Genomic DNA, 25135 nt, shown 5'->3' with positions numbered 1-25135 from the left:
TGGAGAATGCTCATGTCCGCACCATCCCCCCGGCGATGGACCGCCCTGGCCCTGATCGCCACGGCCCAGTTCATCGTCATCATGGACACGTCGATCATCGGCGTGGCCCTCCCCCGCATCCAGGAAGACCTCGGCTTCTCGCAGGAGAACCTGTCGTGGGTCTTCAACGCCTACGTCGTCGCCTTCGGCGGGCTCCTGCTGCTCGGCGGCCGGCTCTCGGACCTGTTCGGCGCACGCAAGCTGTTCGGCGCCGGCTGGCTCATCCTGCTCGCCGGCTCGCTCGTGGCCGGCATCGCCCCCGAGGTGTGGGTCGAGCTCACCGGACGCGCCGTCCAGGGCGTCGGCGCGGCCCTGATCGCCCCGTCCGCGCTGACCCTGCTGATGATGCTGTTCGGCCACGACCCCAAGGAGCTCACCAAGGCCCTCGCCCTGTACGGCGCGGCCGCCCCGGCGGGCGGCACCGCGGGCGTGTTCCTCGGCGGCGTCATCACCGAGTACCTGAGCTGGCCCTGGGTCTTCTACATCAACATCCCGATCGCGCTCGTCGCGCTCTTCGCCACCCGTCCGCTGATGCCCGCCGGGCAGTCCCAGCGCGGCTCCATCGACGTCCTCGGCGCGCTGACCGTCACCGCCGGGCTGGGCGCGGCCGTCTACGCGATCGTCCGGGCGCCCGAGGTCGGCTGGGGCTCCGCGCAGACCTGGGGCGTGCTGGCCGCCGCGATCGCGCTGCTCATCGCCTTCCTGGTGATCCAGGCCCGCCGCCGCGAGCCGCTGATGAGGCTGTCGATCTTCCGTACGCCCAACCTCGCCGCCGCCAACCTGACCCAGCTCCTGCTCGGCGGGGCCTGGATCCCGATGTGGTTCTTCCTGAACCTGTACCTTCAGCAGGTCCTCGGCTACAGCGCCTTCCCCAGCGGCGCGGCCCTGGTGCCGATGACCGTCCTCATCATGCTCGGCATGATCGTCCTGGCGCCGCGCGCCATCAACCGGTTCGGCCCCAAGGCCGTCACGGTGGCGGGTCTCGTCCTGCTCGCCGTCGGGATGGGCTGGCTGTCGCTGATCAGCCCCGAGGGCAGCTTCGCGGTCGACGTCCTGCCCGCCAGCCTGGTGGCCGCGCTCGGCATGTCGCTGGCCTTCATCCCCTCGCTCGGCACCGCCATCTCCTCCGCCCGTCCCGAGGAGGGCGGCCTGGCCTCCGGCATCGTCAACACCAGCTACCAGGTCGGCTCGGCCCTCGGGCTGGCCGCCATGACGGCCGTCGCCGCCGCCAACGGCGCCGCCCAGCTCGGGAACCTGCCCGCGCTGACCGACGGCTTCTCCTCGGCCTTCGTCGGAGCCGCCGGCATCGCGGTCGCCGGCGCCCTGATCGCCGCGCTGACGCTCCGCTCGCGGGCCGCCGCACCCGCCGAGGCCGCCGACACCGCCGGGACCACCGCCGCCACCCGCGGCTGACCTCGACGCTCACAGCTCCGAAGGAGATCCCCATGTCCATCCTCATCGCCTACGACGGTTCACCCGACGCCCGCCACGCCGTCGAGGAGGCCGCCCGGCTGTTCCCCGGCGCGTCCGCGGTGGTGCTGTACGCCCGTCAGCCTCTGGAGAGCCTCGCCGCCCACCTCGAAGGGCATCCCGCCCTGGAGGACCTGCGGGACATCGACGCCAGGACCTTGGACGCCTCGGAACGGCTGGCCGCCGAGGGCGCCGACCTCGCCCGCTCCCTCGGGCTGCGGGCCGAGCCGCGGGTCGCCTCGGTCCCGGAGGAGGTGGTGGCCGCCGCCATCGTCGAGGCCGCCGAGGAGGTCGGCGCCTCGCTGATCGTCCTGGGCTCGCGCGGACGGCAGGGGCTGCGGGCGCTGCTGTCGGGCAGCACGTCCACCCATGTCATGCACGCCACCGCGCGACCCACGCTGATCGTCCCGTCCAAGCCGCTGGCCGACGCCCGTCGCGCCGCCGAGCACCGCGCGGTCCGCTGAGGCCGCCGAGAGACGCCCGGCTCCTTTCGGAGCCGGGCGTTTCGGCGTTCCGGTGAACGCGCCGAACGCGGCGTGCGTATCCCCCAACGAGCCGGAACGACGGCCTGTTACGCCGGGTAGTACCGGCGAAATGCCAACGAACAGGGCAGACTTCTGTACTATTCCGCCTCAGGCATGGAGACGTACGAGGAGGCATCGTAGTGGTCGTGGCGACGAGGCTGGGGCGAGCGGCAGTGGCCGTGACACTTGCGGCGGTCGCGGCGGTCTCCATCCCGGGCGTCGCCTCGGCCGATCCCTCGCCCGCCAGGGCCAGGGCCAAGCTGGTGAAGCTGAACGAGCGCGCCGACGAGGTGGTCGAGCAGTACAACCAGGCGACCGAGGCGCACAAGAAGGCCAAGCAGAAGTACGACGCGCTCAACGCCGAGGTCGCCCGCAAGAACGCCCAGGCCGACGGGTTACGCCAGGACCTCGTCTCGGCGGTGGTCAGCGACTACCAGTCGGGCCCGCTCACGACCTGGGGCCGTTTCGTCGCCGACGGCACCCCCGACGAGGTGCTGGGCGGCATGGCCGCCCTGGAGCAGATCTCGCGGGCCAGGGCGGCGAAACTGGCGGCGTTCCAGGCGACGACCAAGGACCTGCGCGCCCGGCGCGACGAGGCCCGGACCGTCCTGGCCGAGGCCGACGCGGCGCGCGACAAGGTTCGGGCGGAGAAGGCGCGGGTCGACAAGCTCGTCAAGGCGCAGACGAAGCTCCTGCGCAGGCTGGGCGCCTTCCGGACGGGCGATCCGAACAGCGCCGGCATCAAGTACACCGGCTCGGCCTCCGGCAGCGCCCGCCTGGCGTTGCAGTTCGCCTTCGCCCAGGTCGGCAAGCCCTACCAGTACGGCGCCGAGGGCCCGAACTCCTACGACTGCTCCGGCCTCACCCAGGCCGCCTGGCGCACGGCGGGCGTCGAGCTGCCCCGCACCACCTGGACGCAATGGGCCTGGGGCGCGAGCAGGCGCGTCTCGCTCGACGCGCTGCAACCCGGCGACCTGCTCTTCAGCAAGGGGCTCGGCCACATGGGCATGTACGCCGGCAACGGGAAGATGGTCCACGCGCCCCAGACCGGTGACGTCGTCAAGGTGGTCGACCTCGACGACTACTGGCGCACCCGCCTGCTCGGCGCGATCCGCCCCTGACCGGCCACGGTGCCGGACGTGACGTCCGGCACCAGGCGGGCCGTGGGGGGCGCTCGGGCCGGGGACGCGAATAAGGCTCCGAGCGTCGTGCCCGGAGCCCTCTTCACGTGAGGCCGTTGTTCAGTTGAGGCGGATGTTCACTTGAAGCGGCGCAGCCGCAGGCTGTTGCTGACCACGAACACGCTGGAGAAGGCCATCGCGGCCCCCGCGATCATCGGGTTGAGCAGGCCGAGCGCGGCCAGCGGCAGGGCGGCCACGTTGTAGGCGAACGCCCAGAACAGGTTGCCCTTGATCGTGCCGAGCGTCCGGCGGGAGAGCCTGATCGCGTCGGCGGCCACCCTCAGGTCACCGCGCACCAGGGTCAGGTCGGACGCCTCGATCGCGGCGTCCGTGCCGGTGCCCATGGCCAGGCCCAGGTCGGCCTGCGCGAGCGCGGCCGCGTCGTTGACGCCGTCGCCGACCATCGCCACGACCTTGCCCTCGCCCTGGAGCTCCTTGACGACGTCGACCTTGTCGGCGGGCAGCACCTCGGCGATCACCTCGTCGATGCCGACCTCGGCGGCCACCGTCTTGGCCACGGCCTCGTTGTCGCCGGTCAGCAGGACCGGGGTGAGACCGAGCGCCCGGAGCTGCTGGATGGCCTCCTTGCTGGTGGGCTTGATCACGTCGGCGACCACCAGCACCGCGCGGGCCTTGCCGTCCCAGCCGACCGCCACGGCGGTCCTGCCGCCCGCCTGGGCGGCGTGCAGGGCGCGTTCCAGGTCGGACGGCAGGTGCTGGGACCACTCCTCCAGCAGCCTCGGCCGGCCCACCAGGACCGCGTGCCCCTCGACGACGCCCTGGACGCCGAGGCCCTCGACGTTCGCGAAGTCCTCGGGGGTGGGCAGGTCGCCGACGCGGGCGGCGGCCCCCTTGGCGACGGCCTGGGCGATCGGGTGCTCGGAGGCGTGCTCCAGAGCGCCCGCCAGGCGCAGCACCTCGGCCTCGTCCTCGCCGTCGGCCAGGTGCACGCCGGTGAGCGTCATGCGGCCCTCGGTGACGGTGCCCGTCTTGTCGAGCACCACCGTGTCGATGCGGCGGGTGGACTCCAGCACCTCCGGCCCCTTGATCAGGATGCCGAGCTGGGCGCCCCGGCCGGTGCCGACCAGCAGCGCCGTCGGGGTGGCCAGGCCGAGCGCGCACGGGCAGGCGATGATCAGCACGGCCACCGCGGCGGTGAACGCCGCCCCGACGCCGTCGCCGGTGCCGAGCCAGAAGCCCAGGGTGCCCAGGGCCAGCGCGATCACGATCGGGACGAAGATGCCCGACACGCGGTCGGCCAGCCGCTGCACCTGCGCCTTGCCCGTCTGGGCGTCCTCGACCAGCTTGGCCATCTGGGCGAGCTGCGTGTCGGCCCCGACCCGGGTGGCGCGGACGACCAGCCGGCCGCCGGCGTTCACGGTCGCGCCGGTGACGGCGTCGCCGGGACGCACCTCGACGGGCACGGACTCGCCGGTCAGCATCGAGGCGTCGACCGCGGAGGCGCCCTCCTCGATCACGCCGTCCGTGGCGATCTTCTCGCCGGGACGCACGACGAACCGGTCGCCCACGGCCAGCCGGTCGCTGGGGATGCGGGTCTCCACGCCGTCGCGCAGCACCGCGACGTCCTTGGCGCCCAGTTCCAGCAGGGCGCGCAGGGCGGCGCCCGCCCGCCGCTTGGAGCGGGCCTCGAAGTAGCGCCCGGCCAGGATGAACGCGGTCACCCCCGCCGCGGCCTCCAGGTAGATGTTGCCCGAGCCGTCGGTGCGCTCGATCGTGAACGCGAAGGGGTGGGTCATGCCGGGGGTACCGGCCGTGCCGAAGAACAGCGCCCACAGCGACCAGCCGAGCGCGGCGATGGTGCCGACCGAGATCAGCGTGTCCATCGTGGCGGCGCCGTGGCGCAGGTTCGTCCAGGCGGCCTTGTGGAACGGCCAGCCGGCGTAGACGACGACCGGCGCGGTGAGCACCAGCGACATCCACTGCCAGTTCGTGAACTGCAACGGCGGGATCATCGCCATCGCGATCACCGGCACCGCCAGCACCACCGAAGTGATCAGCCGGCTGCGCAGCGGCCGCAGCTCGTCCTCCGGCTCCCGCTCGCCCGGCTCGCCCTCGGTACGGGGCGGCGCGGGCAGCGCGGCGGTGTAGCCGGCCGCCTCCACCTGGGCGATCAGCTGCTGCGGATCGACGCCTTCGGGGAAGGTGACCTTCGCCTTCTCGGTGGCGTAGTTGACCGTGGCGGTCACGCCGTCCATCTTGTTGAGCTTGCGCTCGATGCGGTTGGCGCACGAGGCGCAGGTCATGCCGCCGATCGAGAGTTCGACCGCGTTCTGCCGGTCATCGGTGACAGAGGTCATCACCGTTCCCCTTTCCCAGTGGCTGTTCTCAGTGCTTGTGGTTGCCGTGCCCGGCGGGCGTAGCCGAAGCGTCGGGGGTGGCGGGCCGCGGTCCGGCCGCGAGCGTGAAGTCGGCGGTACGGACCTCGCCCTCGTGCTGGAAGTCCAGGAACAGGCGGTATTCGCCGCCGCTCGGCACCTCGGCGTAGAAGACGATCTCGGGGCCCGGCTGCGTCTTGCCGTCGCCCGGCTCGCCGTCGGGGTGGACGTGCAGGTAGGCCAGGTCACGGCCGCGGAGGGCGACCAGGTGGCCGAAGGCGCCGAGGTAGGGCTGCAGGTCGGTGACCGGCTTGCCGTCCTTGCTGACCTTGAGGGTGAGCTTGCTGGCCTGGCCCGGCGTCAGGTCGCCGTCGAGGGTGACCTCGTAGCCGTCGACCTTGGAGGTGCGGCCGGTCTCCGGCAGCGGCTTGGGCTGGTAGTCGCCCGCCACGGCCAGGTCGGCGCCCAGCGTCAGGGCCTCGCCGCCGGTCGGCGCGAAGTCGGCGAAGGCGCGGTAGGCGCCCGCGTCGGGGAAGGTGACCTTGACCGACCAGATGCCGTCGGCCGACATCTCCGGATGGACGTGCTGGAAGCTGCCCAGGTCGCGGGAGACCACGATGAAGTGCAGCTTCTTGTCGTGCTGGACCTGATAGTCGGTGACCGGGCGGCCGTCGGGGCCGGTCACGGAGAAGCGGAAGTCGGCGGGCTCGCCGGGCTTGAGCGACGTGGTGAGCGGGTTGAGGGTGTAGCCGTTCTCGGACACTTGGAGCCCCCCGGGGGTATCGTTCTTCTTCGTCGTCGTCTGCTGGGCGGTGTGCTCGTCGTGGCCCGCGCTCCGCGCGGGCGCCGGGGTGGCCGTCATGGCGCTGTGGTCGGCGGCGGGTGCGGCCCCGACCGGGCCCACGGCCTTGCCGGCGCCCAGGGCGCCGCCGAAGACGACGGCCAGCCCCAGGGCGTAGGAGCCGAGCTTGGCTGCGGTGTTCACGACTGGTTCGCCACTTCGTACCCGGCCTCCTCGACGGCGGCGACGATCTTCGCCGCGTCGATCGGGCTGTCACTCTCGACGGTCAGCAGGCCGGAGGCCAGATCGACCTCGACGCCGGTCACCCCGGCCACCTCGCCGACCTCCTCCTTGACCGAACTGACGCAGTGGCCGCAGGTCATGCCCTTGACGGTGTAGGTGGTGGTGCTCATATCGGTCTCTCCTTCAATCCGGTCAGGAACGAACAAGTCTGGCGATGGCGTCGGAGGCTTCCTTGACCTTGGCCTCGGCCTCCGGGCCGCCCTTCAGGGTGGCCTCGGCGACGCAGTGGGCCAGGTGGTCCTCCAGCAACGACAGGGAGAACGACTTCAAGGCGCTGGTCGCGGCCGACACCTGGGTCAGGATGTCGATGCAGTACTTGTCGTCCTCGACCATGCGCTGCAGGCCGCGGACCTGCCCCTCGATGCGGCGCAACCGCATCCCTTGATCCTGCTTGCTACCGCCGTGTCCAGCCATGTCAGCCCTCCCTCGGCTCGTTGCCGTTGAAGACACTATACCCCCCTATGGTATCCAGAAGGCAAGTGGCGGCCCCCGCGACAAGATCCGGCGGCCGGATGAAAGGCTGAAGGCATGTTCCCGGAGACTCCCGCCGCCGCCGCGGCGCTGTCGGTGGCCGGCCGCTACTGCTCGCCCGCGCTGCTCAACCACTGCGTCCGCGCCTACCTGTGGGGGGCGATGTACGGCGCGGCCCATGGCATCGCCTTCGACGACGAGCTCTACTACGTCTCCGCGCTGCTCCACGACATGGGGCTGACCGAGCCGTTCGACAGCCACCGGCTGCCGTTCGAGGAGGCGGGCGGGCAGCTCGCCTGGGTGTTCGGCACGGCGGCCGGCTGGCCGGCGGAGCGGGCCGAGCGGGCTGTCGAGATCATCAGGCTGCACATGCGCGCCGACGTGTCCGCCGCCGACGACCCCGAGTCCCACCTGCTGCAGGTCGCCACGAGCTGGGACGTGGTCGGGCGGCGGCCCGAGGAGTTCGCGCCGGACGCCCGGGCGGAGCTGCTCGCCCGCTACCCCAGGCTGGGCTTCGGCGCCGAGTTCCTGGCCTGCTTCGAGGACCAGGCCAGGCGCAAGCCGGACAGCGCCGCCGCCGCGTCGGTCCGGAACGACGTCGCCGGGCGGATCGCCGCCAACCCGCTGGACGGCGGCTGACCCGGGCCCGGCGACTGATCCGAGTCCGGCCGCAGGTCAGGGACCGGGCCGCAACGAGTTCCGGTACGGCGGCATGAACCGCGCCCTCGGCATCTGGTCGGCCAGCACGCCGCCGTCCACGACCAGGGTGGAGCCGGTGACGTAGCGGGCCGACTCCGAGGCCAGGTACGCCACCGCCCCGGCCACGTCGTCCGGCCTGCCGTACCCGCCGCGCAGCGGGATGCGCTCCTCCCACGCCGCCTCGAAGGCCGCGCGGTCGAAGGGGAAGTCGCCGTCGATCGGGGTGGCGATCATGCCGGGCGCCACGGCGTTGACGGTGATGCCATGGGCGCCCAGCTCGGCGGCGAGCGAGCGGGTGATCAGCTCCAGGGCGCCCTTGGAGGCGTTGTAGTGGGCCAGCCCGGCCTCGGCCATGAGGCCGTTCTTGGAGGAGACGTTGACGATCCGCCCCCGCACGCCGTCCGCGATCATGTGCTCGGCCACCCGCTGGGCCAGGAAGAACGGCGCGTCGCAGTTGACCCGCATGACGGCCTGCCAGCCGGCCACGGTGATCTCGTTGAAGTGTTCCAGCCGGGCCACCCCGGCGTTGTTGACCAGGACGTGGATCGGCCCGTGATCGCGGCGGACCGCGTCGGCGAGCCCGGCCAGGCCCTCGGTGTCGGCCAGGTCGAAGTCGTAGGCGCAGCCCGCGCCCGGCCGGTCGACGGTGATCACCCGGTAGCCGTCGGCCGTCAGGCGCGCGGCGATGGCCTGGCCGAGGCCCCTGGCGGCCCCGGTGACCACGGCCAGTTCGGTCATGACAGCCCCAGCAGGTCGAGCGACGGGCGGTGGATCAGCTTCTCGATCTCCTCCCGGTCCAGGGGCGGCAGCCCGGGGATGCCGGGGACCGCGCCGACCGCGCGCAGCCCCGCCACCGAGGCGTCCACCGTGGTGAAGGGGTAGTCGCTGCCGAACAGCAGCTTGCCCCACACCCCGTAGTCCTGGGCCAGGCGCAGGCTGTGCCAGAGCTGGAAGGGACGGTAGTGCAGGGCGGAGACGTCGGCGTAGACGTGGCGGTGCTTGCGGATCACCGCGATGCACTCGCCCTCGTACGGGTGGCCGAGGTGGGCCAGGACCATGCGCAGCTCGGGATGCCTGATGGCGACCTCGTCCAGGTGCACCGGCAGCGCGTAGCGCAGGGGCGCGGCCGAGACGAACGTGGTGCCGGTGTGCACGAGCAGCGGCAGGCCGTGGCGGGCGGCGTAGGCGTACAGGTCGTCCAGCTCGGGGGCGGCCGGGTCGAAACCGGCGTACATCGGCATGAGCTTGATGCCGCGCAGCCCCAGGTCGCGGTGGCCGTGTTCGAGCTCGTCGCGCCAGCCGGGCTGGGTGGGGTCGAGCGACAGGTAGCCGATGAGCCGGTCGGGGTGCTCGCCGGCGTAGGCGGCCACGGCGGCGTCGTCCACCCACAGGCCCGACCGCCTGGCCTTGCCGCCCACCACCACGGTACGGGTGCCGTCGGGCGAGGTGGCGGCGTAGTCCGCCCAGCGCACGGTCAGGTCGACGTGACCGCCGTGCGCGCGGGCGGACTCGGCCGCGAACGGGTCGCCGACGTCGTCCGGGCAGGTGAACAGGTGGGAGTGGACGTCAACGATCACGCTTCTCCCAGCCCTCCTTGAACATGTTCCAGAACCGGTGGGACGGCGGGTGCTCGGCGAAGACCTCGTCGGCCAGCTCGACGCCGAGGCCGGGCCGCTCCGGCAGGCCGACATGGCCGTCGACCACCGGCAGCACGCCCTTCAGCGCGTCGAAGACGTACGGCTCCAGCATGCCGTCGAACGTCTCCAGGACGAGCAGGTTCGGCATGCCGAGCACGGCGTGCACGGAGGCCGTGGTGCACAGCGGCGAGTTGGAGTTGTGCGGGGCGACGAGCATGGCGTGCACGTCGGCCTGCGCGGCCAGCTTCCTGATCTCGGTGAACCCGCCGGCCATCGACAGGTCGGGCTGGATGATGTCGACCGCGCCGGTGGCGAACAGCCGGGCGTACTCGTAGCGGTTGTGGAAGTGCTCGCCGCCGGAGATGGGCATGGCGGCGCGGGCGCGCAGCTCGGCGTACCGCTCGATGTGCGTCCACGGCAACGGCTCCTCGAACCAGCCGAGGTCGAACGGCTCCAGCTCGCGCACGAGCCGGACGGCGGTCGGCATCGCGAACCGGGCGTGGCCCTCGACGAACAGGTCGAGGTCGGGCACGGCCTCGCGGACGGCCGCGACGATGTCGACCGAGAGCCGCAGCTCGGCCCGGGACAACTCGCCCAGCCCGGCGCCGAACGGGTCGAACTTCAGCCCGGTGTAGCCGCGGGCGGCGACCTCCTTGGCCTTGGCCGCGAACACCTGCGGGTCGCGCTCGCCGGTGTACCAGCCGTTGGCGTAGACCCGCACCCGGTCGCGGCAGGCGCCGCCGGTCAGCCGGTAGACGGGCACGCCGAGCGCCTTGCCCATGATGTCGTGGAGCGCCTGGTCGACGCCGGAGACGACGATGCCGCCGACGTCGCCGCCGCGCAGGAAGTCGCCCTGGTACATGCGCAGCCAGATCTCCTCGACGTCGAAGGGATCGGCGCCGATCAGGTGGCGCTGTGCCATGGCCTCGGTCAGCGAGCAGGTCTCCCGTCCCCGGTAGGGGTGGGTGATCTCGCCGATGCCGCTCAGCCCTTCGTCGGTGTGGATGCGCACGTAGGAGAAGTCGCGCCAGGCGGTGCCCAGCGAGAGGGTCTCGACGCGGCTGATCCGGCCGGCGGGCCCGGCCGGGCGGCTGGTGTCAACGGTGAGCATCGGCACCGCCCATGGTGCTGACGTCGGTCAGGTCGAGCACGTCGCCGCGGGCCAGCCGGGCCGCGGTGGCGGCCGCCTCCAGCAGGTGGTCGGCGTCGGCGTCGGTGTGGGCGTAGGAGACGTGGCTGCGCTTGAGGTTCAGCGGCAGCTCGAAGACGCCGTGCTCCAGCAGCCGGCGGCGGTACCCGATGAACATGTTGGCATCATTGCGCAGCAGGTCGTCGTAGGTGCGGGCGGGTCCGGTCATGAAGTAGCCGACGAAGACCGAGCCGTACCCGCTGACCAGCGCCGGGATGTCCAGCGAGGCGAAGACCTCGGCCAGGCCGGTCCTGATCCGCTCGCCGAGGCGGAAGACGTGCTCGTGCACCGGCTCCTCGCGCAGCTTGCGCAGCGTGGCCAGGGCGGCCGCCACGACGGCGGGGTGGCCGTTGTAGGTGCCGGCGAAGAAGGCGGGGCCGCCCGGCCGCGAGCTGAACAGCTCCATGAGATCGGCGCGGCCTCCGAGCGCGCCCACCGGGTAGCCGTTCGCGATCGCCTTGCCCATGGTGGTGAGGTCGGGGGTGATGCCGCAGATCGCCTGCCAGCCGCCCAGGTGGTGGCGGAAGCCGGTGATGACCTCGTCGAAGATCAGCACGCTGCCCGCCCTGGTGCACTCGGCGCGCAGCGTCTCCAGGAACTCCTGCTCGGGCAGCAGGCAGCCGACGTTGTGCGGCACCGGTTCCAGGATGACGGCGGCGATGTCGTCGCCGTGCTCGGCGAAGGCCCGGCGTACCGCCTCGGGGTCGTTGAACGGCAGGACCAGCGTGGCCTGGAGCACCTCGGGCAGGATGCCGGTCGAGATGGGGTCGTGCGTGCCGACCTTCTCCGGCGCGGAGATCACGTTGAGGCTGACCGCGTCGTGCCAGCCGTGGTAGCAACCCTGGAACTTCACCACGAGCCGGCGGCCGGTCGCGGCCCTGGCCACGCGCAGGGCGTGGAAGGTGGCCTCGCTGCCGGTGCTGGTCAGGAGCACCTTCTCCACGCTCGGCACGAGCTCCACCAGCGTCTCGGCGAGCTCGACCTCGCCGGCCGTGACGCCCACGCCGCACAGGTCCACCGTACGGCCGGCCTCGGCGACGGCCGCGCCGACGTCGGGGTCGTTGTGGCCGAGCAGCGGCGGGCCGAAGGCCGCGTGGTAGTCGACGAACTCCCGTCCTTGCGAGTCGCGGAAGCGGGCGCCGGCGGCATGGGTGATCACCAGGTCGGTGAGCCCGGGGATGCTGCGCTGCCCGCTGTTCACGCCGCCGGGGATGACCTGGCGTGCGCGCTCGGCTAGGTGCTTCAAATCTCTCTCCTCCGACGCGCCTCCCGGCCCGGCCCGGCCTGGAAGCGCTGATCGTCCGCCACAAATTCCGAACAGTGTTTGGCAATACCGAACAGGTGAGGGAGATTGAAACACGAGATTGGGTGGGGGTCAACGATGAATTCCGCTAAGCTGTTCGGCTGTGACGAACACTGCTGCTGAGGAATCGCGATATTGGGTCCGCAGCGTCGCCCGCGCCGCCGAGGTGCTGGAGGTCCTGTCGCGCGTGGGGCCGGGTGGCGGCATGAGCGTGACCGAGGTCGCGGCGGCCTGCGGGCTGAGCAAGAGCGCCGCCTTCGCCACCCTCTACACGCTGCGCGGCCACAGCCTGGTCGCCGACGACGGCGAGGGCATGAACCGCCGCTACCGGCTGGGCATGGCGCTGGCCAGGCTGGGTGCCAGGGCCCAGGAGCAGCTCTCGCTGCGCGACGTGGCCCGCCCCGCGCTGGTCCAGCTCACCGAACGCACCGGGATGAACTCCCGGCTCGCGGTGCCCGAGGCCGGCCAGGCCGTCGTCGTCGACCAGGTGAGCAACGGCGAGCGCATCCAGGTCGACCTGCGGATGGGCACCAGGGAGCTGCCCCACTGCACCGGGCTGGGCAAGGCGCTGCTGGCCGAGATGAGCGACGAGGAGGTCGCCAGGGTCGTCGGCAACGTCGGCCTGCCGCGCCGGACCGGCAACACGATCACCGAGCTGCCGCTGCTGCTGACCCACCTGAAGACGGTCAGGGAGCTCGGCTACGCGGTCGACGACGAGGAGGACGCCGACGGCATCTTCTGCATCGGCAGCGCGCTGCGCGACCACACCGGCGCCTGCGTCGGCGCGATCAGCGTCACCTCGCTCAAGCGCGACCTGCCCGCCTGGCGCTACCAGGAGCTCGGCCGGGAGGTGAGAGAGACGGCGGCGATGATCTCCCAGGAGCTGGGGCATCCCACGTGACGGCTTGACAGATGCCGCACCCACTGTCTAACGTCCTCGCCAATCGTTTCGGGCGAAGATCCGACTCCGAGCGCCGCGGCCCCCGGCGCCGGACGTCAGGGCCGCAGCACCGCCGCCTGCCCGCCTTCGCACGTCGCCCGGCCTTCCCATCACCCCGTTCCCGAAGGCCTCCCCCCATGAACCAAGTAGCCGACGTCGCGCGCCTTCTCGCGCTCGACGCCTCCCGACTCGCCGACGGCACGCTGCTGCGTGTCGCGGGCTATCACCGCGCCGGTGACGGCGGCGGCAAGCTCGTCCGCTGGGACGCCGCCTCCACCACGCCCGCCAACGGCGGCACCGTGCTCGGCTCCGCGCCCAAGGGCCGCTGGATCCAGCTCCACGACGGCTGCCTCGACTTCCGCGCCTTCGGCGTCTTCGACGACAAGACGCCCGCCGACGCCGCCCTGGAGGCCATGGTCGGCGACCCGGCCGTCTCCAGGATCGAGGCCCACACCGACCTCAACTTCGTCAAGCGCCACACCTTCCGGCGCTCTGACCTGGTGCTCGACTTCGGCGGCCACACCATGACCACCGCCGGCATCGAGAAGAACTCCCACGACAACCCCTTCGGCGCGGTCCTGTTCTTCCAGGGCGAGCGGACCGGGACCACCGTCACCGGCACGCTCACGGCCACGCTCCCCGACCTGGCCGACGTCTTCGAGGTCGACTCCCGGCAGTTCCGGGTCGGCCAGTGGTGGGCCGTGGAGGTCAACGCGCTGGCCGGCACGTACGAGCGCGAGCTCCAGCGGCTGGTCCAGATCACCCAGGTCGTCGACGGCCGGCACGTCCGGGTCAACTACAAGAACGGCTGGGAGCTGGCCGCCGGCCGCACGATCACCTGGACCCTGGTCGAGCCGGTCGAGCGCGTGCACGTGCGCGGCCTGCGCTTCGAGGCGGCCCCGGGCGGCGACGAGTACACCGGCTCGCACCCGGTCGCCTACGAGTACGCCGTCCACTGCGACGTCGAGGACGTGCACGCCACCGGCAGCTTCTGGCCGGTGATCATGCGGCGCTGGTGCACCCACTTCCGCACCGAGCGATGCAGCCTGAAGAACCCCCCGACCGTCATGTACGGCGGAGCCGGCTACCTGACCCAGCAGATCTACTGCCTGTACGGCCACGTCGCCGACTGCACCACCTCCAACGTCCGCCATCTCAACGACTTCACCGCCAGCGCCTACTGCACGGTCGAGAACTGCCACGGCGACGGCGACGACGAGGGCGGCAACCCCTTCACCACCCACGGCCAGTACGAGCACGACCTGGTCTTCACCGGCAACTCCGGCCTCATGGACATCGCCAACAGCGGCGCCCTGTGGGGCACCAGCGCCAAGCGCATCACCGTGCGCAAGCACCTGTGCTCGTGGTTCGTCGCCGGAACGAAGATCACCGACCTGACGCTTGAGGACGTCCGGGTGATCCCGCGCTCGACGTTCGACCCGGCGGGAACGCTCCAGGTGAACGCCGACGGCCTGCACATGCGCGGCTGCTCGGCCAGGACCGTCGCGATCGGCCAGCGGTCCAGCCGCTCCGGCCGGCCCAACGTCATCGAGGGCTGCTCCTTCGACCTGCCGAAGGACCAGGTGCTGGTGCAGACGCCGGTGAGCAACGCGCTGCACTTCAAGGAGTGCGCCGTCACCGGCCTCGACGGCGCCACCCTGCGCGGCTCCGGCCCCTTGCGCTTCACCGACTGCGACCTGAGCGGATCGGGCAAGGTCTCGCTGGGCTCGGCCGACGTCGTGATCAGCGGCGGCCGGCTCGACGGCGTGCAGGTCGAGCTGAGCGCCGTGCGCGACCAGCGGCTCCGCCTGGAGGGCGTCACGCTGGAGAACTCCGCCCTCGGCCGGGCCGCCGGTCCGGGCGTCCTGACCTGGGAACTGGCCGCCTGCACGGCCACCGGCACCCGCGTCGAGCCGGCCGCGGGCGACAACCGCTGGCGCGCCGCCGGCTCCCGGTTCACCGGCGGCCGGCTCGACCTGACCGCCGCCACCGTCCTGGTGCACACCGGCTGCACCGAGGAGGGCGTCGAGCGCGCCTTCCCGCCCGCCGGCCCCCGCGTCCTCATCGCCGACACCCTCGCACTGTAAGGAACCACCCCCATGGAACGTCGTGACATCCTGCGCGTCACCGGTTTAGCGGCTGTCGGCACCGTCCTGATGGCAAAGCCCGCGCTCGCCGAGCCGGACAAGAAGCCCAAGGACGAGGTGCACGCGGTCGGCACCGTGGCCGAGCTGCTCGCCTTCGAGGCCGCCAAGCTGGCGGACGGCACGCTGGCGCAGGTCGCGGGCTACCTCAAGCCGGGCGACGGCGGCGGCAAGCTCGTCCGCTGGGACGCCGCCTCCACCACGCCGTCCAACGGCGGCACCGTGCTCGGCTCGGCGCCCAAGGGCCGCTGGATCCAGCTCCACGACGGCTGCCTCGACTTCCGCGCCTTCGGCGTCTTCGACGACAAGACGCCCGCCGACGCCGCCCTGGAGGCCATGGTCGGCGACCCGGCCGTCTCCAGGATCGAGGCCCACACCGACCTCAACTTCGTCAAGCGCCACAAGTTCCAGCGCTCTGACCTGGTGCTGGACTTCGGCGGCCACACGATGCGCACCGTGGGCATCGAGAAGGCGGGCCAGGACGACCCCTTCGCGGCGGTGATGTTCTTCCGCGGCAAGGTCACCGCCACCACGGTCAGCCACAAGCTGAGCGCCCCGGTGCCCGACCTGTCGGACGTCTTCGAGGTCGCCGACTCCGCCGCCTTCAAGGTCGGGCAGTGGTGGAGCGCCGAGGTCAACGCGCTGTCCGGCCGCTGGGAGCGGGAGCTGCAGAAGCTGGTCGAGGTCACCCAGATCATCGACGGCACGCACATCCGGGTCAACTACAAGAACGGCTGGGAGCTGGCCGCCGGCCGCACGATCACCTGGACCCTGGTCGAGCCGGTCGAGCGCGTGCACGTGCGCAACCTGCGCTTCGAGGGCGTCGCGGACGGCGACCAGTACACCGGCTCGCACCCGCTGGCCTACGAGTACGCCGTCCACTGCGACGTCGAGGGCGTCCACGGCACGGGCACGTTCTGGCCGCTGATCATGCGGCGCTGGGCCACCCACTTCCGCACCGAGCGCTGCACGCTGAAGAACCCCGCCAGCGTGACCTGGGGCGGGGCGGGCTACCTGACCCAGCAGATCTATTGCCTGTACGGCCACGTCCGCGACTGCCACACGGCCAACGCCCGCCACCTGAACGACTTCACCGCCAGCGCCTACTGCTACGTGGAGAACTGCCACGGCGACGGCGACGACCAGGGCCCGTTCGTCACCCACGGCCAGTACGAGCACGACCTGACCTACACCGGCAACTCCGGCCTGATGACCTTCGCCAACTCCGGCGCGGCCTGGGGCTCGGCGGCCAAGCGCATCACCGTGCGCAAGCACGTCTGCTCGTGGTTCGTGGCCCGGGTGAAGGTCACCGACCTGACGCTGGAGGACCTCCAGGTCATCGGCAAGCCGTCGCTGGAGGGCTCGGGCATGATCTGGGTCAACGCCGACGGCGTGCAGATGCGCGGCTGCTCGGCCAGCCACACGCTGATCGTCTCCCAGCAGTCGAAGTTGTCGCGCCGGCCCAACCTGATCGAGGGCTGCGTCTTCAACGTCCCGGCCAAGAGCGAGATCGTCCAGGCGAACGTGACCGCGCCGCTGCACGTCAGCCGCACCACCTTCCACGGCCTGAACGGCAACGCCTTCAACGGCGCCGACCTGCGCCTGTCCGGCTCGACGCTGAACGGCGCCGAGGGCGCGGCCCCGCTGGTCCTGGCCGGTTCGGTGTCGCTGACCGGCTGCACGGTGAAGAACGTGGGCCTGGCCGCCGCCGGCAAGGCCGACCAGCGCATCCGCCTCGACGGCGGCACCGAGCTGGCCGAGGCCGGGCTGTCGCGGGTGGAGGCCGCCGGGCTGGTCTCCTGGCAGCTCGCCGGGGTCCGCAGCCAGAACGCCGGGGCCCACGTCCAGCTCGACTCCGGCCGGAACCGCTACGCGGCGACCGGCTGCCAGTTCGGCGGCGGCCGCCTGTCGATCAAGGCCTTCGAGGTGGTCCAGCACACGGGCAACGTCGAGGAGGGCGTCGCCAGGGAGCTGCCGGCCGACGGCCCGAAGGTCCTCACATCAGGAAATCTGGTGATTTAAGTGCGAAAGATAACGCTGGCGGTCGCGGGAGCGGGCAACCGGGGGCAGACCTACGCCTCCTGGATCGCCGCGCACCCCGATCGCGCGGAGCTGGTCGCCGTGGCCGACCCCGACCCCGCCCGCCGGGCCAAGCTGGCCGGTCCCGGCGTGCGCGAGTTCGGCGACTGGCGCGACCTGCTGCGCGAGCGGGTGGCCGACGCCGTCGTCCTGGCCACCCAGGACCGCCTGCACGTCGAGCCCGCCATCGCCCTGGCGCGGGCGGGCTACGCGCTGCTCGTCGAGAAGCCCATGGCGCCGACCGAGGAGGAGTGCCGCGAGATCGTCTCGGCCGTCGGCGAGACCGGCGTGCTGCTGGCCGTCTGCCACGTGCTGCGCTACACGCCCTACACCGCGCTGGTGAAGGAGACCGTGGACAGCGGCGTGCTCGGCGAGGTGATGAGCGTCGAGCACCTGGAGCCGGTCGGCTGGTGGCACCAGGCGCACTCCTACGTGCGCGGCCCCTGGCGCAGCGAGCGCCTGGCCAGCCCGATGCTGCTGGCCAAGTCCTCGCACGACCTCGACTGGCTGACCTACGTCACCGGGCTTCGGATCGAGCAGGTCGCCAGCTTCGGCTCGCTCGGCCACTTCAGGCCCGAGCGGCGCCCGGAGCAGGCCGCCGACCGCTGCCTCGACTGCGTCCTGGAGCCCCGGTGCCCGTACTCGGCTCCGCGCCTCTACCTGGACCGCGGCTACGACTGGCCGACCAGCGTCCTCGGCGAGAACGAGGAGCAGGTCATGGACGCCCTGCGCACCGGCCCGTACGGCAGGTGCGTCTACGCCTGCGACAACGACGTGGTCGACCACCAGGTGCTCGCCATGCAGCTGACCGGCGGCGCGACCGCGACCTTCACCATGACCGCCTTCACCGAGCAGACCCACCGCCAGACCAGGATCTTCGGCACCCACGGCCGGCTGATCGGCGACGGCGAGTCGGTCGAGGTCCTCGACTTCCGCGACGGCCGCAGCAGCCGGCGCAACGTCGCCGAGACCGGCTCGAACGCCGGCGACGGCCACGGCGGCGGCGACGACGGCGTGATGGACGCCTTCGTCACCGCCCTGGCCACCGGCGACCCCGCACACGTGCGCTCGGGCCCCACCGAGTCGCTCCACAGCCACCTCGCGGTCTTCGCCGCCGAGAAGGCCCGGCACAGCGGCACGGTCGTCACCGTGCCCGCACTCTAGGAAGGAACCATCATGCGACTGCGCGCGCTGGCCGCCGCTGCGGCCGCCCTCGGCACGCTGACCGCCTGCGGCGGCGGCTCCGGAGGCGACGAGAAGCAGACCGTGACCATGTGGATCTACCCGAACATCGCCGACCAGCCCAAGCACCAGGCGTTCTGGGACGAGCAGACCAAGGCGTTCGAGGCGGCCAACCCGAACATCGACGTCAAGGTCGAGATCTACCCGTGGGCCAAGCGCGACGAGGCGCTGTCCACGGCGATCGCCGGCAACAAGGCGCCCGACGTGGTCTACCTCATCCCCGACCAGCTCCCCAAGTACGCCAGGACGCTGGAGCCGGTGGACGCCTACCTCGCCGACAAGGCCGACTACCGGGACAACGCCCTGAAGTCGGTCACCATCGACGGCAAGGTCATGGGCGCGCCGATCCTGATGTCGGCCAACCCGCTGGTCTGCAACCAGAAGGCGTTCGACGCCGCCGGCGTCACCGAGTTCCCCAAGACCTGGGACGACGTGCTCGCCCTGGCCCCGAAGTTCAAGGCCAAGGACGTCGACGTCACCAACTACTGGGCCGACCCCGCCGCCACCCTCAACCAGTCGTTCTACCCGCTGCTGTGGCAGGCCGGCGGCGACGTGTTCAGCCCCGACGGCAAGTCGGCGGCCTTCGGCGGCGCCGAGGGCGTCAAGGCGCTGACCTTCCTGAAGAAGCTGGCCGACGGCGGCTACGTGGAGAAGGACCTGCTGACCGGGCTGCCCAAGTTCGAGCAGACCAGGACCGCGCAGAACAAGGTGGCCTGCACCTGGCAGCAGCTGCCCGCCGACGTCGAGTCGTTCTGGGGCAAGGAGAACATCAAGGTCCTGCCGCCGCTGACCGACGCCAAGCAGGTCGCCTACGGCACGGTCGGCTCGCTGGCCCTGCTCAAGGCGTCCGACCACAAGGAGGCGGCGGGCAAGTGGATCGGCTTCGCCACCGGCGCCGCCCCGAGCAAGGCCTACGACCTGGCCTCGGGCTACTTCTCCCCGCGCAAGTCCACCGGCTCGCTGTACGCGGCCGACCCGGTGCAGGCCGAGGTGGAGAAGGCGCTCGACCTGACCACGGCCGGGCCGCTGCACGAGAAGGCGCGTGACGTGATGGGCGTCCTGGCTCCCGAGATCCAGGCCGCGCTGATCGGCAAGAAGACGCCCGAGCAGGCGCTCGCCGACGCGGCCAAGGCCGCGGACGCGCTGCTGGGTGGCTGATGGCGGCGATCGACGTCAGGCGGTGGGAGGCGCGGACCGGACTGCTGTTCGTCCTGCCGTGCCTCCTGCTCTTCCTGCTGTTCCGGTTCGGCCCGTCCGTCGCCGGGGTGCTGCTGGGGTTCTTCGACTCCTCCATCGGCGCCAGCCCGGAGTGGACCGGCGTGGACAACTACCGGCGGATGGCCGCCGACCCCGTCTTCTGGGAGTCGCTGCGCATCACGCTGATCTACACGATCCTGTACGTGCCGGCGTCGATGGCCGCCTCGGTGGGCATGGCGCTGCTGGTGCGCCGCGCCTTCCGCGGGGCCGCCTTCTTCCGCTCGGTCTTCTTCCTGCCCGTCGTCACCAGCCTGGTCCTGGCCGGGACGGTCTTCACCTGGCTGTTCTCCTCCGAGGGGCCGATCACCAAGCTCACCGGGCAGTCGTGGCTGGCCTCCACCACGCTGGTCATCCCGGCGCTGGTGATCGTCTCGGTCTGGTCCAGGTTCGGGTACGGCATGCTGATCGTCCTGGCCCGGCTGCAGGACCTGCCGCGGGAGCTGGAGGAGGCCGCGCTCACCGACGGCGCCTCCACCTGGCAGCGGTTCCGCTACATCGTGGCCCCGCAGCTTCGCCCCGCGCTGTTCTTCGTCGCCGTGATCGAGACGACGAACTCCTTCCAGGTGTTCGACCTGGTCTACGTGATGACCGGCGGCGGCCCGGCGCACGGCAGCTTCACGCTGGTCATGGCCCTGTACGAGCAGGCGTTCAAGAACTTCGACTTCGGCTACGCCAGCGCCATCGGCGTCGCGCTGTTCGTCATGACCCTCGTGGTCGCGCTGGTCCAGCGCCTGATGATCGGGAGGTCGAAGTGACGACATACCGCCCGTACAAGGCGCTGGAGCCGACCAGGGCCGGCAAGGTGGCCAGGTTCGTCCTGCTGGCCGTCGCCACGCCGGTCACGCTGTTCCCGTTCTACGCGATGGTCGTGCTGTCGCTGAAGCCGGGCACGGCCGTGACGTTCCCGGAGAGCATGCTGCCCTGGCCGGTGGACTTCAGCGCCTACGCCGAGGTGCTGGGCGGCCGCGACCTGGTCACCTGGACGGTCAACACGCTCATCTACTCCGTGGTCAGCGTGGTGGCCGTGCTGCTGCTGGCCTCGCTGGCCGGGTACGCCTTCGCCAAGAAGCGGTTCCCCGGCCGCGAGCCCATGTTCTGGTCGTTCCTGGCCATGGTCATGGTGCCCTACCACGTGACGCTCATCCCGACCTTCATGCTCATCGCCGAGCTGGGCGGGGTGGACACGTACTGGGGGCTGATCCTGCCGACGCTCGCCAACGCGCAGGCGGTCTTCCTCATGCGGCAGTTCATCATGGGCCTGCCGGACGAGCTGTTCGAGGCGGCCCGGCTCGACGGCGCCTCCGAATGGCGGATCTTCATCAGGATCGTCCTGCCGTTGTGCAAGCCGATCCTGGCCACGCTGGGCGTCTTCGTCTTCCTGTGGCACTGGAACGACCTGCTCTGGCCGCTCATCATCGGCGGCGGCGCCGACATGCGCACCCTGACCGTGGGCATCGCCTCCCTGCAGACGGAGAACGTCCCGCTCAGCGTCGTGCTGGCCGGGGCCACGGTCGCGTTCGTACCGATCTTCGCCGCCTACCTGGTCGGCCAGCGTTATTTCACCGAAGGAGTCACGATGTCGGGGATCAAGGGCTGATGTTCACCTCCGTCGACGATCTGGAAGAGCACCTCACCCGCCCGTCCGAGTCGCTCGTCGCCGACCTCGCCGCCGGCTCCGGCGACCTGGTCGTGCTGGGGGCCGGGGGCAAGATGGGGCCCACGTTGTGCCGCCTGGCCCGGCGCGGCCTGGACGCCGCCGGGCGCGGCGCCGACCGCGTCTTCGCCGTCTCCCGGTGGTCCGACCGGACCGCGGCCGGCGCCCTGGCCGGGCACGGCGTGGACGTCGTCCCCTTCGACCTGCTCGACGGCGACCTGGGCACGCTGCCCGACGCCGCGGACGTGGTCTTCATGGTCGGGGCGAAGTTCGGCACGTCCGCCGCGCCGTACCTGGCCTGGGTGGTCAACGCGGCCCTGCCCGCCCGCGTCGCCGAGCGGTACGGCGGTGCGCGCGTCGCGGCGCTGTCCACGGGCAACGTCTACCCGCTGGTGCCCCTGTCGTCCGGCGGGAGCGTCGAGGGCGACCCGGTCGGGCCGGTGGGCGAGTACGCGATGAGCTGCCTCGGCCGCGAGCGCGTCTTCGAGCACGCGGCCGCCGCCCGCGGCACGGCCGTGACGATCGTCCGCCTCAACTACGCCGTGGACCTGCGGTACGGCGTCCTGGCCGACATCGGGCAGCGGGTGCTGTCCGGCGCCGCGGTGGACGTGACGACCGGGCACGTCAACGTGGTCTGGCAGGGCTACGCCAACGAGGTCGTGCTGCGCTCGCTCGCCCACGCGACGGCGGGCACGCCGTTCACGCTGAACCTGACCGGCCCCGAGACCGCCTCGGTGCGCCGGGTGGCCGCCGCCTTCGGCGCGCGCCTCGGCAGGCCGGTGTCCTTCGAGGGTGCCGAGGCCGGGACGGCGCTGCTGAACGACGCCACGCTCTGCCACCGCCTGTTCGGCTACCCGCAGGTGCCGCTGGGCACGCTGGTCGACTGGCAGGCCGACTGGCTGGCCGCCGGGCTGCCGACGTCGGGCAAGCCCACCAAGTTCGCCGTACGAGACGGGAGATTCTGATGCCCACGCCGAATCCCGCGCTGTCGCGGCTGCGGGCGGGGACCGTCATCCCCGCCCACCCGCTGGCGCTCACCGCGGACCGGGCGCTGGACGAGCGCCGCCAGGCCGCGCTCACCCGGTACTACCTGGCGGCGGGGGCCGGCGGCCTGGCCGTGGGCGTGCACACGACCCAGTTCGAGATCCGCGGGGCCGGGCTGCTGGAGCCGGTCCTGCGGCTGGCCGCCGACGTGGCCGGTGAGTCCGCCGGTGAGTCCGCCCGGGAGCGGCCGGTGCTGGTCGCCGGGACGTGCGGGCCGACCGCGCAGGCGGTGGCCGAGGCCGAGCTGGCCGCCTCGCTGGGGTACGACGCCGTGCTGCTCTCGCCGGTCGTGCCGGGCGCCTCCGAGGACGACCTGCTGGCGCGGGCGCGGGCCGTGGGCGAGGTGCTGCCGGTCGTCGGCTTCTACCTCCAGGCGGCGATCGGCGGGCCGGTGCTGTCGCGCGGCTTCTGGCGGGCCCTGGCCGACCAGCCCTCCACGGTCGCGGTGAAGGTGGCGGCCTTCGACCGCTACCGCTCGCTGGACGTGGCGCACGGCGTGGCCGCCTCCGACCGGGCCGGCGAGGTCGCCCTCTACACGGGCAACGACGACCACATCATCGGCGACCTGCTGGCCGAGCTGCCCGGCGGCCTGCGCTTCGCCGGCGGCCTGCTCGGCCAGTGGGCGGTGTGGACGCGGGCGGCGGTGGAGATGGTCGACGGCCTGCGCGACGACCCGGCGCGGTGGTGGGGCCGGGCCACGGCGCTCACCGACGCCAACGCCGCCGTCTTCGACAGCGCCAACGCCTTCGCCGGCTGCATCGCCGGCGTGCACGAGGTGCTGCGCAGGCAGGGCCTGCTGGCCGGCACCTGGTGCCTCGACCCGGACGAGGGCCTCTCCCCCGGCCAGGCCGAGGAGCTGACCCGGGTCAGCGCCGCCTACCCGTGGCTGACCGACGACGACTTCGTGGCCGAGCACCGCGATGCCTGGCTCGGCTGACTCCCCCGTGCGCGTGCTGGTCAGCGTCCCGCCGGCGCTGCGCGCGCAGTTCTTCCCCGACCCCGCCGCCCTGCTGGCCCTGGGCGACGTGCGGCTGCTCGACGACCACCGCGCGCTGCCCGAGGCGCTGCCCGGCACCGAGGTGCTGGTGACCTCGTGGGGGGTGCCGCCGCTGACCGCCGACCTGCTCGACCGGGCTCCTGGGCTGCGGCTGGTCGCGCACACCGGGGCGACGGTCAAGCCGTTCGTCACCGGCGAGCTGTGGGCGCGGGGCGTCCGGGTGACGCAGGCGGGCGCGGCGATGGCCCGGTCGGTGGCGGAGGTGGCGCTGACGTTCACGCTGGCGCTGCTGCACCAGGTGCACCGCTTCGACCACGCCCTGCGCGGCGGCCTGCCGTGGGAGGCGGCCGAGCGGGCGCCGGCCAGGCGGGAGATCCTCGGCTGCCCGATCGGCGTCATCGGCGCCTCCAGGACCGGCCAGGCCTACCTCGACCTCGTCCGCGCGCTCGGGGCCGAGGTCACCGTGGCCGACCCGTACCACGAGGGCGCCGTGGAGCTGGACGAGCTGCTGTCCACCAGCCGGATCGTGGCCGTGCACGCCCCGGCCCTGCCGGAGACGCGCCACCTGCTCGGGGCGCGGGAGCTGGCGCTGATGCCCGACGGCGCCGGGCTGGTCAACACCGCCAGGTCGTGGCTGGTGGACGAGGCCGCCCTGCTGGCCGAGCTGCGTTCGGGACGGCTGGACGCGGCGATCGACGTCTTCGACGAGGAGCCGCTGCCGGTCGGGCACCCGTTCCGCGCGCTGCCGAACGCGCTGCTCACCCCGCACCAGGCGGCCGGCACCGATTCGGGGCGGGCCCGCCAGGGCCGGGTGGTGGTCGAGGAGATCGCCCGGTACGCCGGCGGCCTCCCGCTGGCGCACGAGGTGACGCCGGAGCTGCTGGGGAGGATGGGATGACGTCCCTGCGCACCGCCCGTCCGGGCGACCGGGAGGCGCTCTACGCGCTGTGGGCCGCCTGCTTCGACGCCCCGCACGTGGTGCCCCTGTACGAGACCGACCCCGGCCGGTACGGCCGGACGTTCGTGACCGGCGACGTGTCGGCCTGCGTGTACTACCTGCCGCGCCGGCTCCACGACGGCCTGGGCGGCGAGGTGCGGGCAGGCGGCGTGGCCAACGTCGCCGCCCACCCGTCGGTGCGCGGGCGCGGGCACGTCCGGCGGCTGCTGGCGCTGGCGGCCGAGGCGATGGCGGCCGACGGCTGCGCCTGGTCGTTGCTGTTCACCGGCACGCCGGGGGTCTACAAGGAGTGGACCGGCTTCGAGCTGCGGACGGTGTCCGGCCCGTTGCGCCGCACCGGCCCGGCCGGGCGCGGGCTGCGCCGGATCCCGGTGGCCGAGGCGGCGGTCCTGCGGGAGGTGTACGAGCGGCACAACGTGCGGCGTCCGCTGACCGCCGTGCGCGACGAGGCGCACTGGCGGGACCGGCTGCCCATCTGGTACGGCGACCCGGTCGAGCTGCTGGCCGGGGACGCCGGGTACGCCGCCGTGCGATGGGACGGCGGCGTCCTCGACGTGCTGGAGGTGGCCGGAGACCTGCCCGGGGTGCTCTCCGCGCTGGCAGCCGAGGCGGCGGCCCGGGGCGTCCGCACCGGCAGGGCCAGGCTGACCTGGGACGAGCCGGCCCTGCCGCACCTGTTCGCGAGCGTCGTCCGGGAGCGGGACCGCACGGGGATGGCCCGCGCGATCCTGGGCGACCCGGGCCCCGTGGTGGGCGCGGAGAACGCCGCCCACTGGCCGGCGGACTACTTCTGACGGCCGGACCTTCCCCGAAGAGACATCGGATGAATCTCCGTGCGGCCCTTGCCGAGGGAACGGAGATCGGGCTACCTTTCCTCCAATCTCTTC

General features: G+C 72.3%; 23 protein-coding genes. 15 read left to right on the top strand and 8 right to left on the bottom strand.

The window, feature by feature from the left end; genetic code table 11:
- Positions 1-12 precede the first annotated feature (12 nt).
- The 3 genes from ACIBQ8_RS30890 (at position 13) to ACIBQ8_RS30880 (ending at position 3154) form a co-directional block, all read left to right on the top strand.
- The gene (locus ACIBQ8_RS30890; RefSeq protein ID WP_397193608.1) at positions 13-1452 is read left to right on the top strand and encodes an MFS transporter; all 1440 of its coding nucleotides are present in this window, start codon (positions 13-15) and stop codon (positions 1450-1452) included.
- 32 nt (positions 1453-1484) lie between these two features.
- On the top strand, positions 1485-1973 hold the full coding sequence (locus tag ACIBQ8_RS30885) for a universal stress protein (RefSeq protein ID WP_397171825.1): 489 nt from the start codon (positions 1485-1487) through the stop codon (positions 1971-1973).
- Between the two features lie 233 nt (positions 1974-2206).
- A complete protein-coding gene (locus ACIBQ8_RS30880; protein WP_397171827.1) occupies positions 2207-3154 on the top strand; it encodes an NlpC/P60 family protein in 948 nt (315 codons plus the stop codon).
- A 137-nt stretch (positions 3155-3291) separates the two neighbouring features.
- Here ACIBQ8_RS30880 and ACIBQ8_RS30875 read toward each other — a convergent pair whose 3' ends face one another.
- From ACIBQ8_RS30875 to ACIBQ8_RS30860, 4 genes are read right to left on the bottom strand one after another with little or no spacing between them, the layout of a single operon-like run.
- A complete protein-coding gene (locus ACIBQ8_RS30875; RefSeq protein WP_397193607.1) occupies positions 3292-5532 on the bottom strand; it encodes a heavy metal translocating P-type ATPase in 2241 nt (746 codons plus the stop codon).
- 28 nt (positions 5533-5560) lie between these two features.
- Positions 5561-6535: a hypothetical protein gene (locus ACIBQ8_RS30870; RefSeq protein ID WP_397193606.1), complete on the bottom strand. Its 975-nt coding sequence runs from the start codon at positions 6533-6535 to the stop codon at positions 5561-5563.
- On the bottom strand, positions 6532-6744 hold the full coding sequence (locus ACIBQ8_RS30865; RefSeq protein ID WP_358301136.1) for a copper ion binding protein: 213 nt from the start codon (positions 6742-6744) through the stop codon (positions 6532-6534). Before ACIBQ8_RS30865 ends, ACIBQ8_RS30870 begins: the two co-directional genes overlap by 4 nt.
- A 22-nt stretch (positions 6745-6766) precedes the next feature.
- Complete coding sequence (locus tag ACIBQ8_RS30860) at positions 6767-7048, bottom strand: metal-sensitive transcriptional regulator (RefSeq protein ID WP_397193605.1); 282 nt, start codon at positions 7046-7048, stop codon at positions 6767-6769.
- Between the two features lie 114 nt (positions 7049-7162).
- Here ACIBQ8_RS30860 and ACIBQ8_RS30855 point away from each other — a divergent pair, with 114 nt between their 5' ends.
- The gene (locus tag ACIBQ8_RS30855; RefSeq protein WP_397171833.1) at positions 7163-7744 is read left to right on the top strand and encodes an HD domain-containing protein; all 582 of its coding nucleotides are present in this window, start codon (positions 7163-7165) and stop codon (positions 7742-7744) included.
- Between the two features lie 36 nt (positions 7745-7780).
- Here the strand turns inward: ACIBQ8_RS30855 and ACIBQ8_RS30850 are convergent, their stop codons facing one another.
- From ACIBQ8_RS30850 to ACIBQ8_RS30835, 4 genes are read right to left on the bottom strand one after another with little or no spacing between them, the layout of a single operon-like run.
- Entirely contained in the window at positions 7781-8542 is a 762-nt protein-coding gene (locus ACIBQ8_RS30850) for an SDR family NAD(P)-dependent oxidoreductase (RefSeq protein WP_397171834.1), read from the bottom strand.
- Positions 8539-9381, bottom strand: a complete 843-nt coding sequence (locus ACIBQ8_RS30845) for an amidohydrolase family protein (protein WP_397171836.1) — start codon at positions 9379-9381, stop codon at positions 8539-8541. The genes ACIBQ8_RS30850 and ACIBQ8_RS30845 overlap by 4 nt, the downstream gene beginning before the upstream one ends.
- Entirely contained in the window at positions 9371-10552 is a 1182-nt protein-coding gene (locus ACIBQ8_RS30840; RefSeq protein WP_352356031.1) for a mandelate racemase/muconate lactonizing enzyme family protein, read from the bottom strand. The genes ACIBQ8_RS30845 and ACIBQ8_RS30840 overlap by 11 nt, the downstream gene beginning before the upstream one ends.
- Complete coding sequence (locus ACIBQ8_RS30835; RefSeq protein WP_397193604.1) at positions 10539-11876, bottom strand: aspartate aminotransferase family protein; 1338 nt, start codon at positions 11874-11876, stop codon at positions 10539-10541. The genes ACIBQ8_RS30840 and ACIBQ8_RS30835 overlap by 14 nt, the downstream gene beginning before the upstream one ends.
- Before the next feature lie 160 nt (positions 11877-12036).
- Here ACIBQ8_RS30835 and ACIBQ8_RS30830 point away from each other — a divergent pair, with 160 nt between their 5' ends.
- From ACIBQ8_RS30830 to ACIBQ8_RS30780, 11 genes are all read left to right on the top strand, one after another.
- Positions 12037-12834 (top strand): IclR family transcriptional regulator, encoded by a 798-nt coding sequence (locus ACIBQ8_RS30830; RefSeq protein WP_397193603.1) that lies wholly within the window; start codon positions 12037-12039, stop codon positions 12832-12834.
- A 176-nt stretch (positions 12835-13010) separates the two neighbouring features.
- Complete coding sequence (locus ACIBQ8_RS30825) at positions 13011-14960, top strand: hypothetical protein (protein ID WP_397193602.1); 1950 nt, start codon at positions 13011-13013, stop codon at positions 14958-14960.
- Positions 14961-14972: 12 nt separating this feature from the next.
- On the top strand, positions 14973-17039 hold the full coding sequence (locus tag ACIBQ8_RS30820) for a hypothetical protein (RefSeq protein ID WP_397193601.1): 2067 nt from the start codon (positions 14973-14975) through the stop codon (positions 17037-17039).
- Complete coding sequence (locus tag ACIBQ8_RS30815) at positions 17040-18260, top strand: Gfo/Idh/MocA family protein (protein ID WP_397193600.1); 1221 nt, start codon at positions 17040-17042, stop codon at positions 18258-18260.
- 12 nt (positions 18261-18272) lie between these two features.
- Positions 18273-19496 carry a sugar ABC transporter substrate-binding protein gene (locus ACIBQ8_RS30810; RefSeq protein WP_352356043.1) on the top strand — a complete coding sequence of 408 codons (1224 nt, stop codon included), beginning with the start codon at positions 18273-18275 and terminating at the stop codon, positions 19494-19496.
- On the top strand, positions 19496-20350 hold the full coding sequence (locus ACIBQ8_RS30805; protein WP_344207378.1) for a sugar ABC transporter permease: 855 nt from the start codon (positions 19496-19498) through the stop codon (positions 20348-20350). Before ACIBQ8_RS30810 ends, ACIBQ8_RS30805 begins: the two co-directional genes overlap by 1 nt.
- Positions 20347-21192: a carbohydrate ABC transporter permease gene (locus ACIBQ8_RS30800; RefSeq protein WP_397193599.1), complete on the top strand. Its 846-nt coding sequence runs from the start codon at positions 20347-20349 to the stop codon at positions 21190-21192. Before ACIBQ8_RS30805 ends, ACIBQ8_RS30800 begins: the two co-directional genes overlap by 4 nt.
- Complete coding sequence (locus ACIBQ8_RS30795; protein WP_397193598.1) at positions 21192-22214, top strand: NAD-dependent epimerase/dehydratase family protein; 1023 nt, start codon at positions 21192-21194, stop codon at positions 22212-22214. Before ACIBQ8_RS30800 ends, ACIBQ8_RS30795 begins: the two co-directional genes overlap by 1 nt.
- On the top strand, positions 22214-23230 hold the full coding sequence (locus tag ACIBQ8_RS30790) for a dihydrodipicolinate synthase family protein (RefSeq protein ID WP_397193597.1): 1017 nt from the start codon (positions 22214-22216) through the stop codon (positions 23228-23230). The genes ACIBQ8_RS30795 and ACIBQ8_RS30790 overlap by 1 nt, the downstream gene beginning before the upstream one ends.
- A complete protein-coding gene (locus ACIBQ8_RS30785) occupies positions 23214-24188 on the top strand; it encodes a hydroxyacid dehydrogenase (RefSeq protein ID WP_397193596.1) in 975 nt (324 codons plus the stop codon). Before ACIBQ8_RS30790 ends, ACIBQ8_RS30785 begins: the two co-directional genes overlap by 17 nt.
- The gene (locus ACIBQ8_RS30780) at positions 24185-25042 is read left to right on the top strand and encodes a GNAT family N-acetyltransferase (RefSeq protein ID WP_397193595.1); all 858 of its coding nucleotides are present in this window, start codon (positions 24185-24187) and stop codon (positions 25040-25042) included. The genes ACIBQ8_RS30785 and ACIBQ8_RS30780 overlap by 4 nt, the downstream gene beginning before the upstream one ends.
- Positions 25043-25135: the final 93 nt, after the last annotated feature.

Source organism: Nonomuraea sp. NPDC049646, assembly GCF_044465525.1.
In the GTDB taxonomy this organism is placed as follows: Bacteria; Actinomycetota; Actinomycetes; order Streptosporangiales; family Streptosporangiaceae; genus Nonomuraea.
Note: the sequence above shows the minus strand (reverse complement) of the source record. Positions and strands in the feature narration are given on the sequence as shown.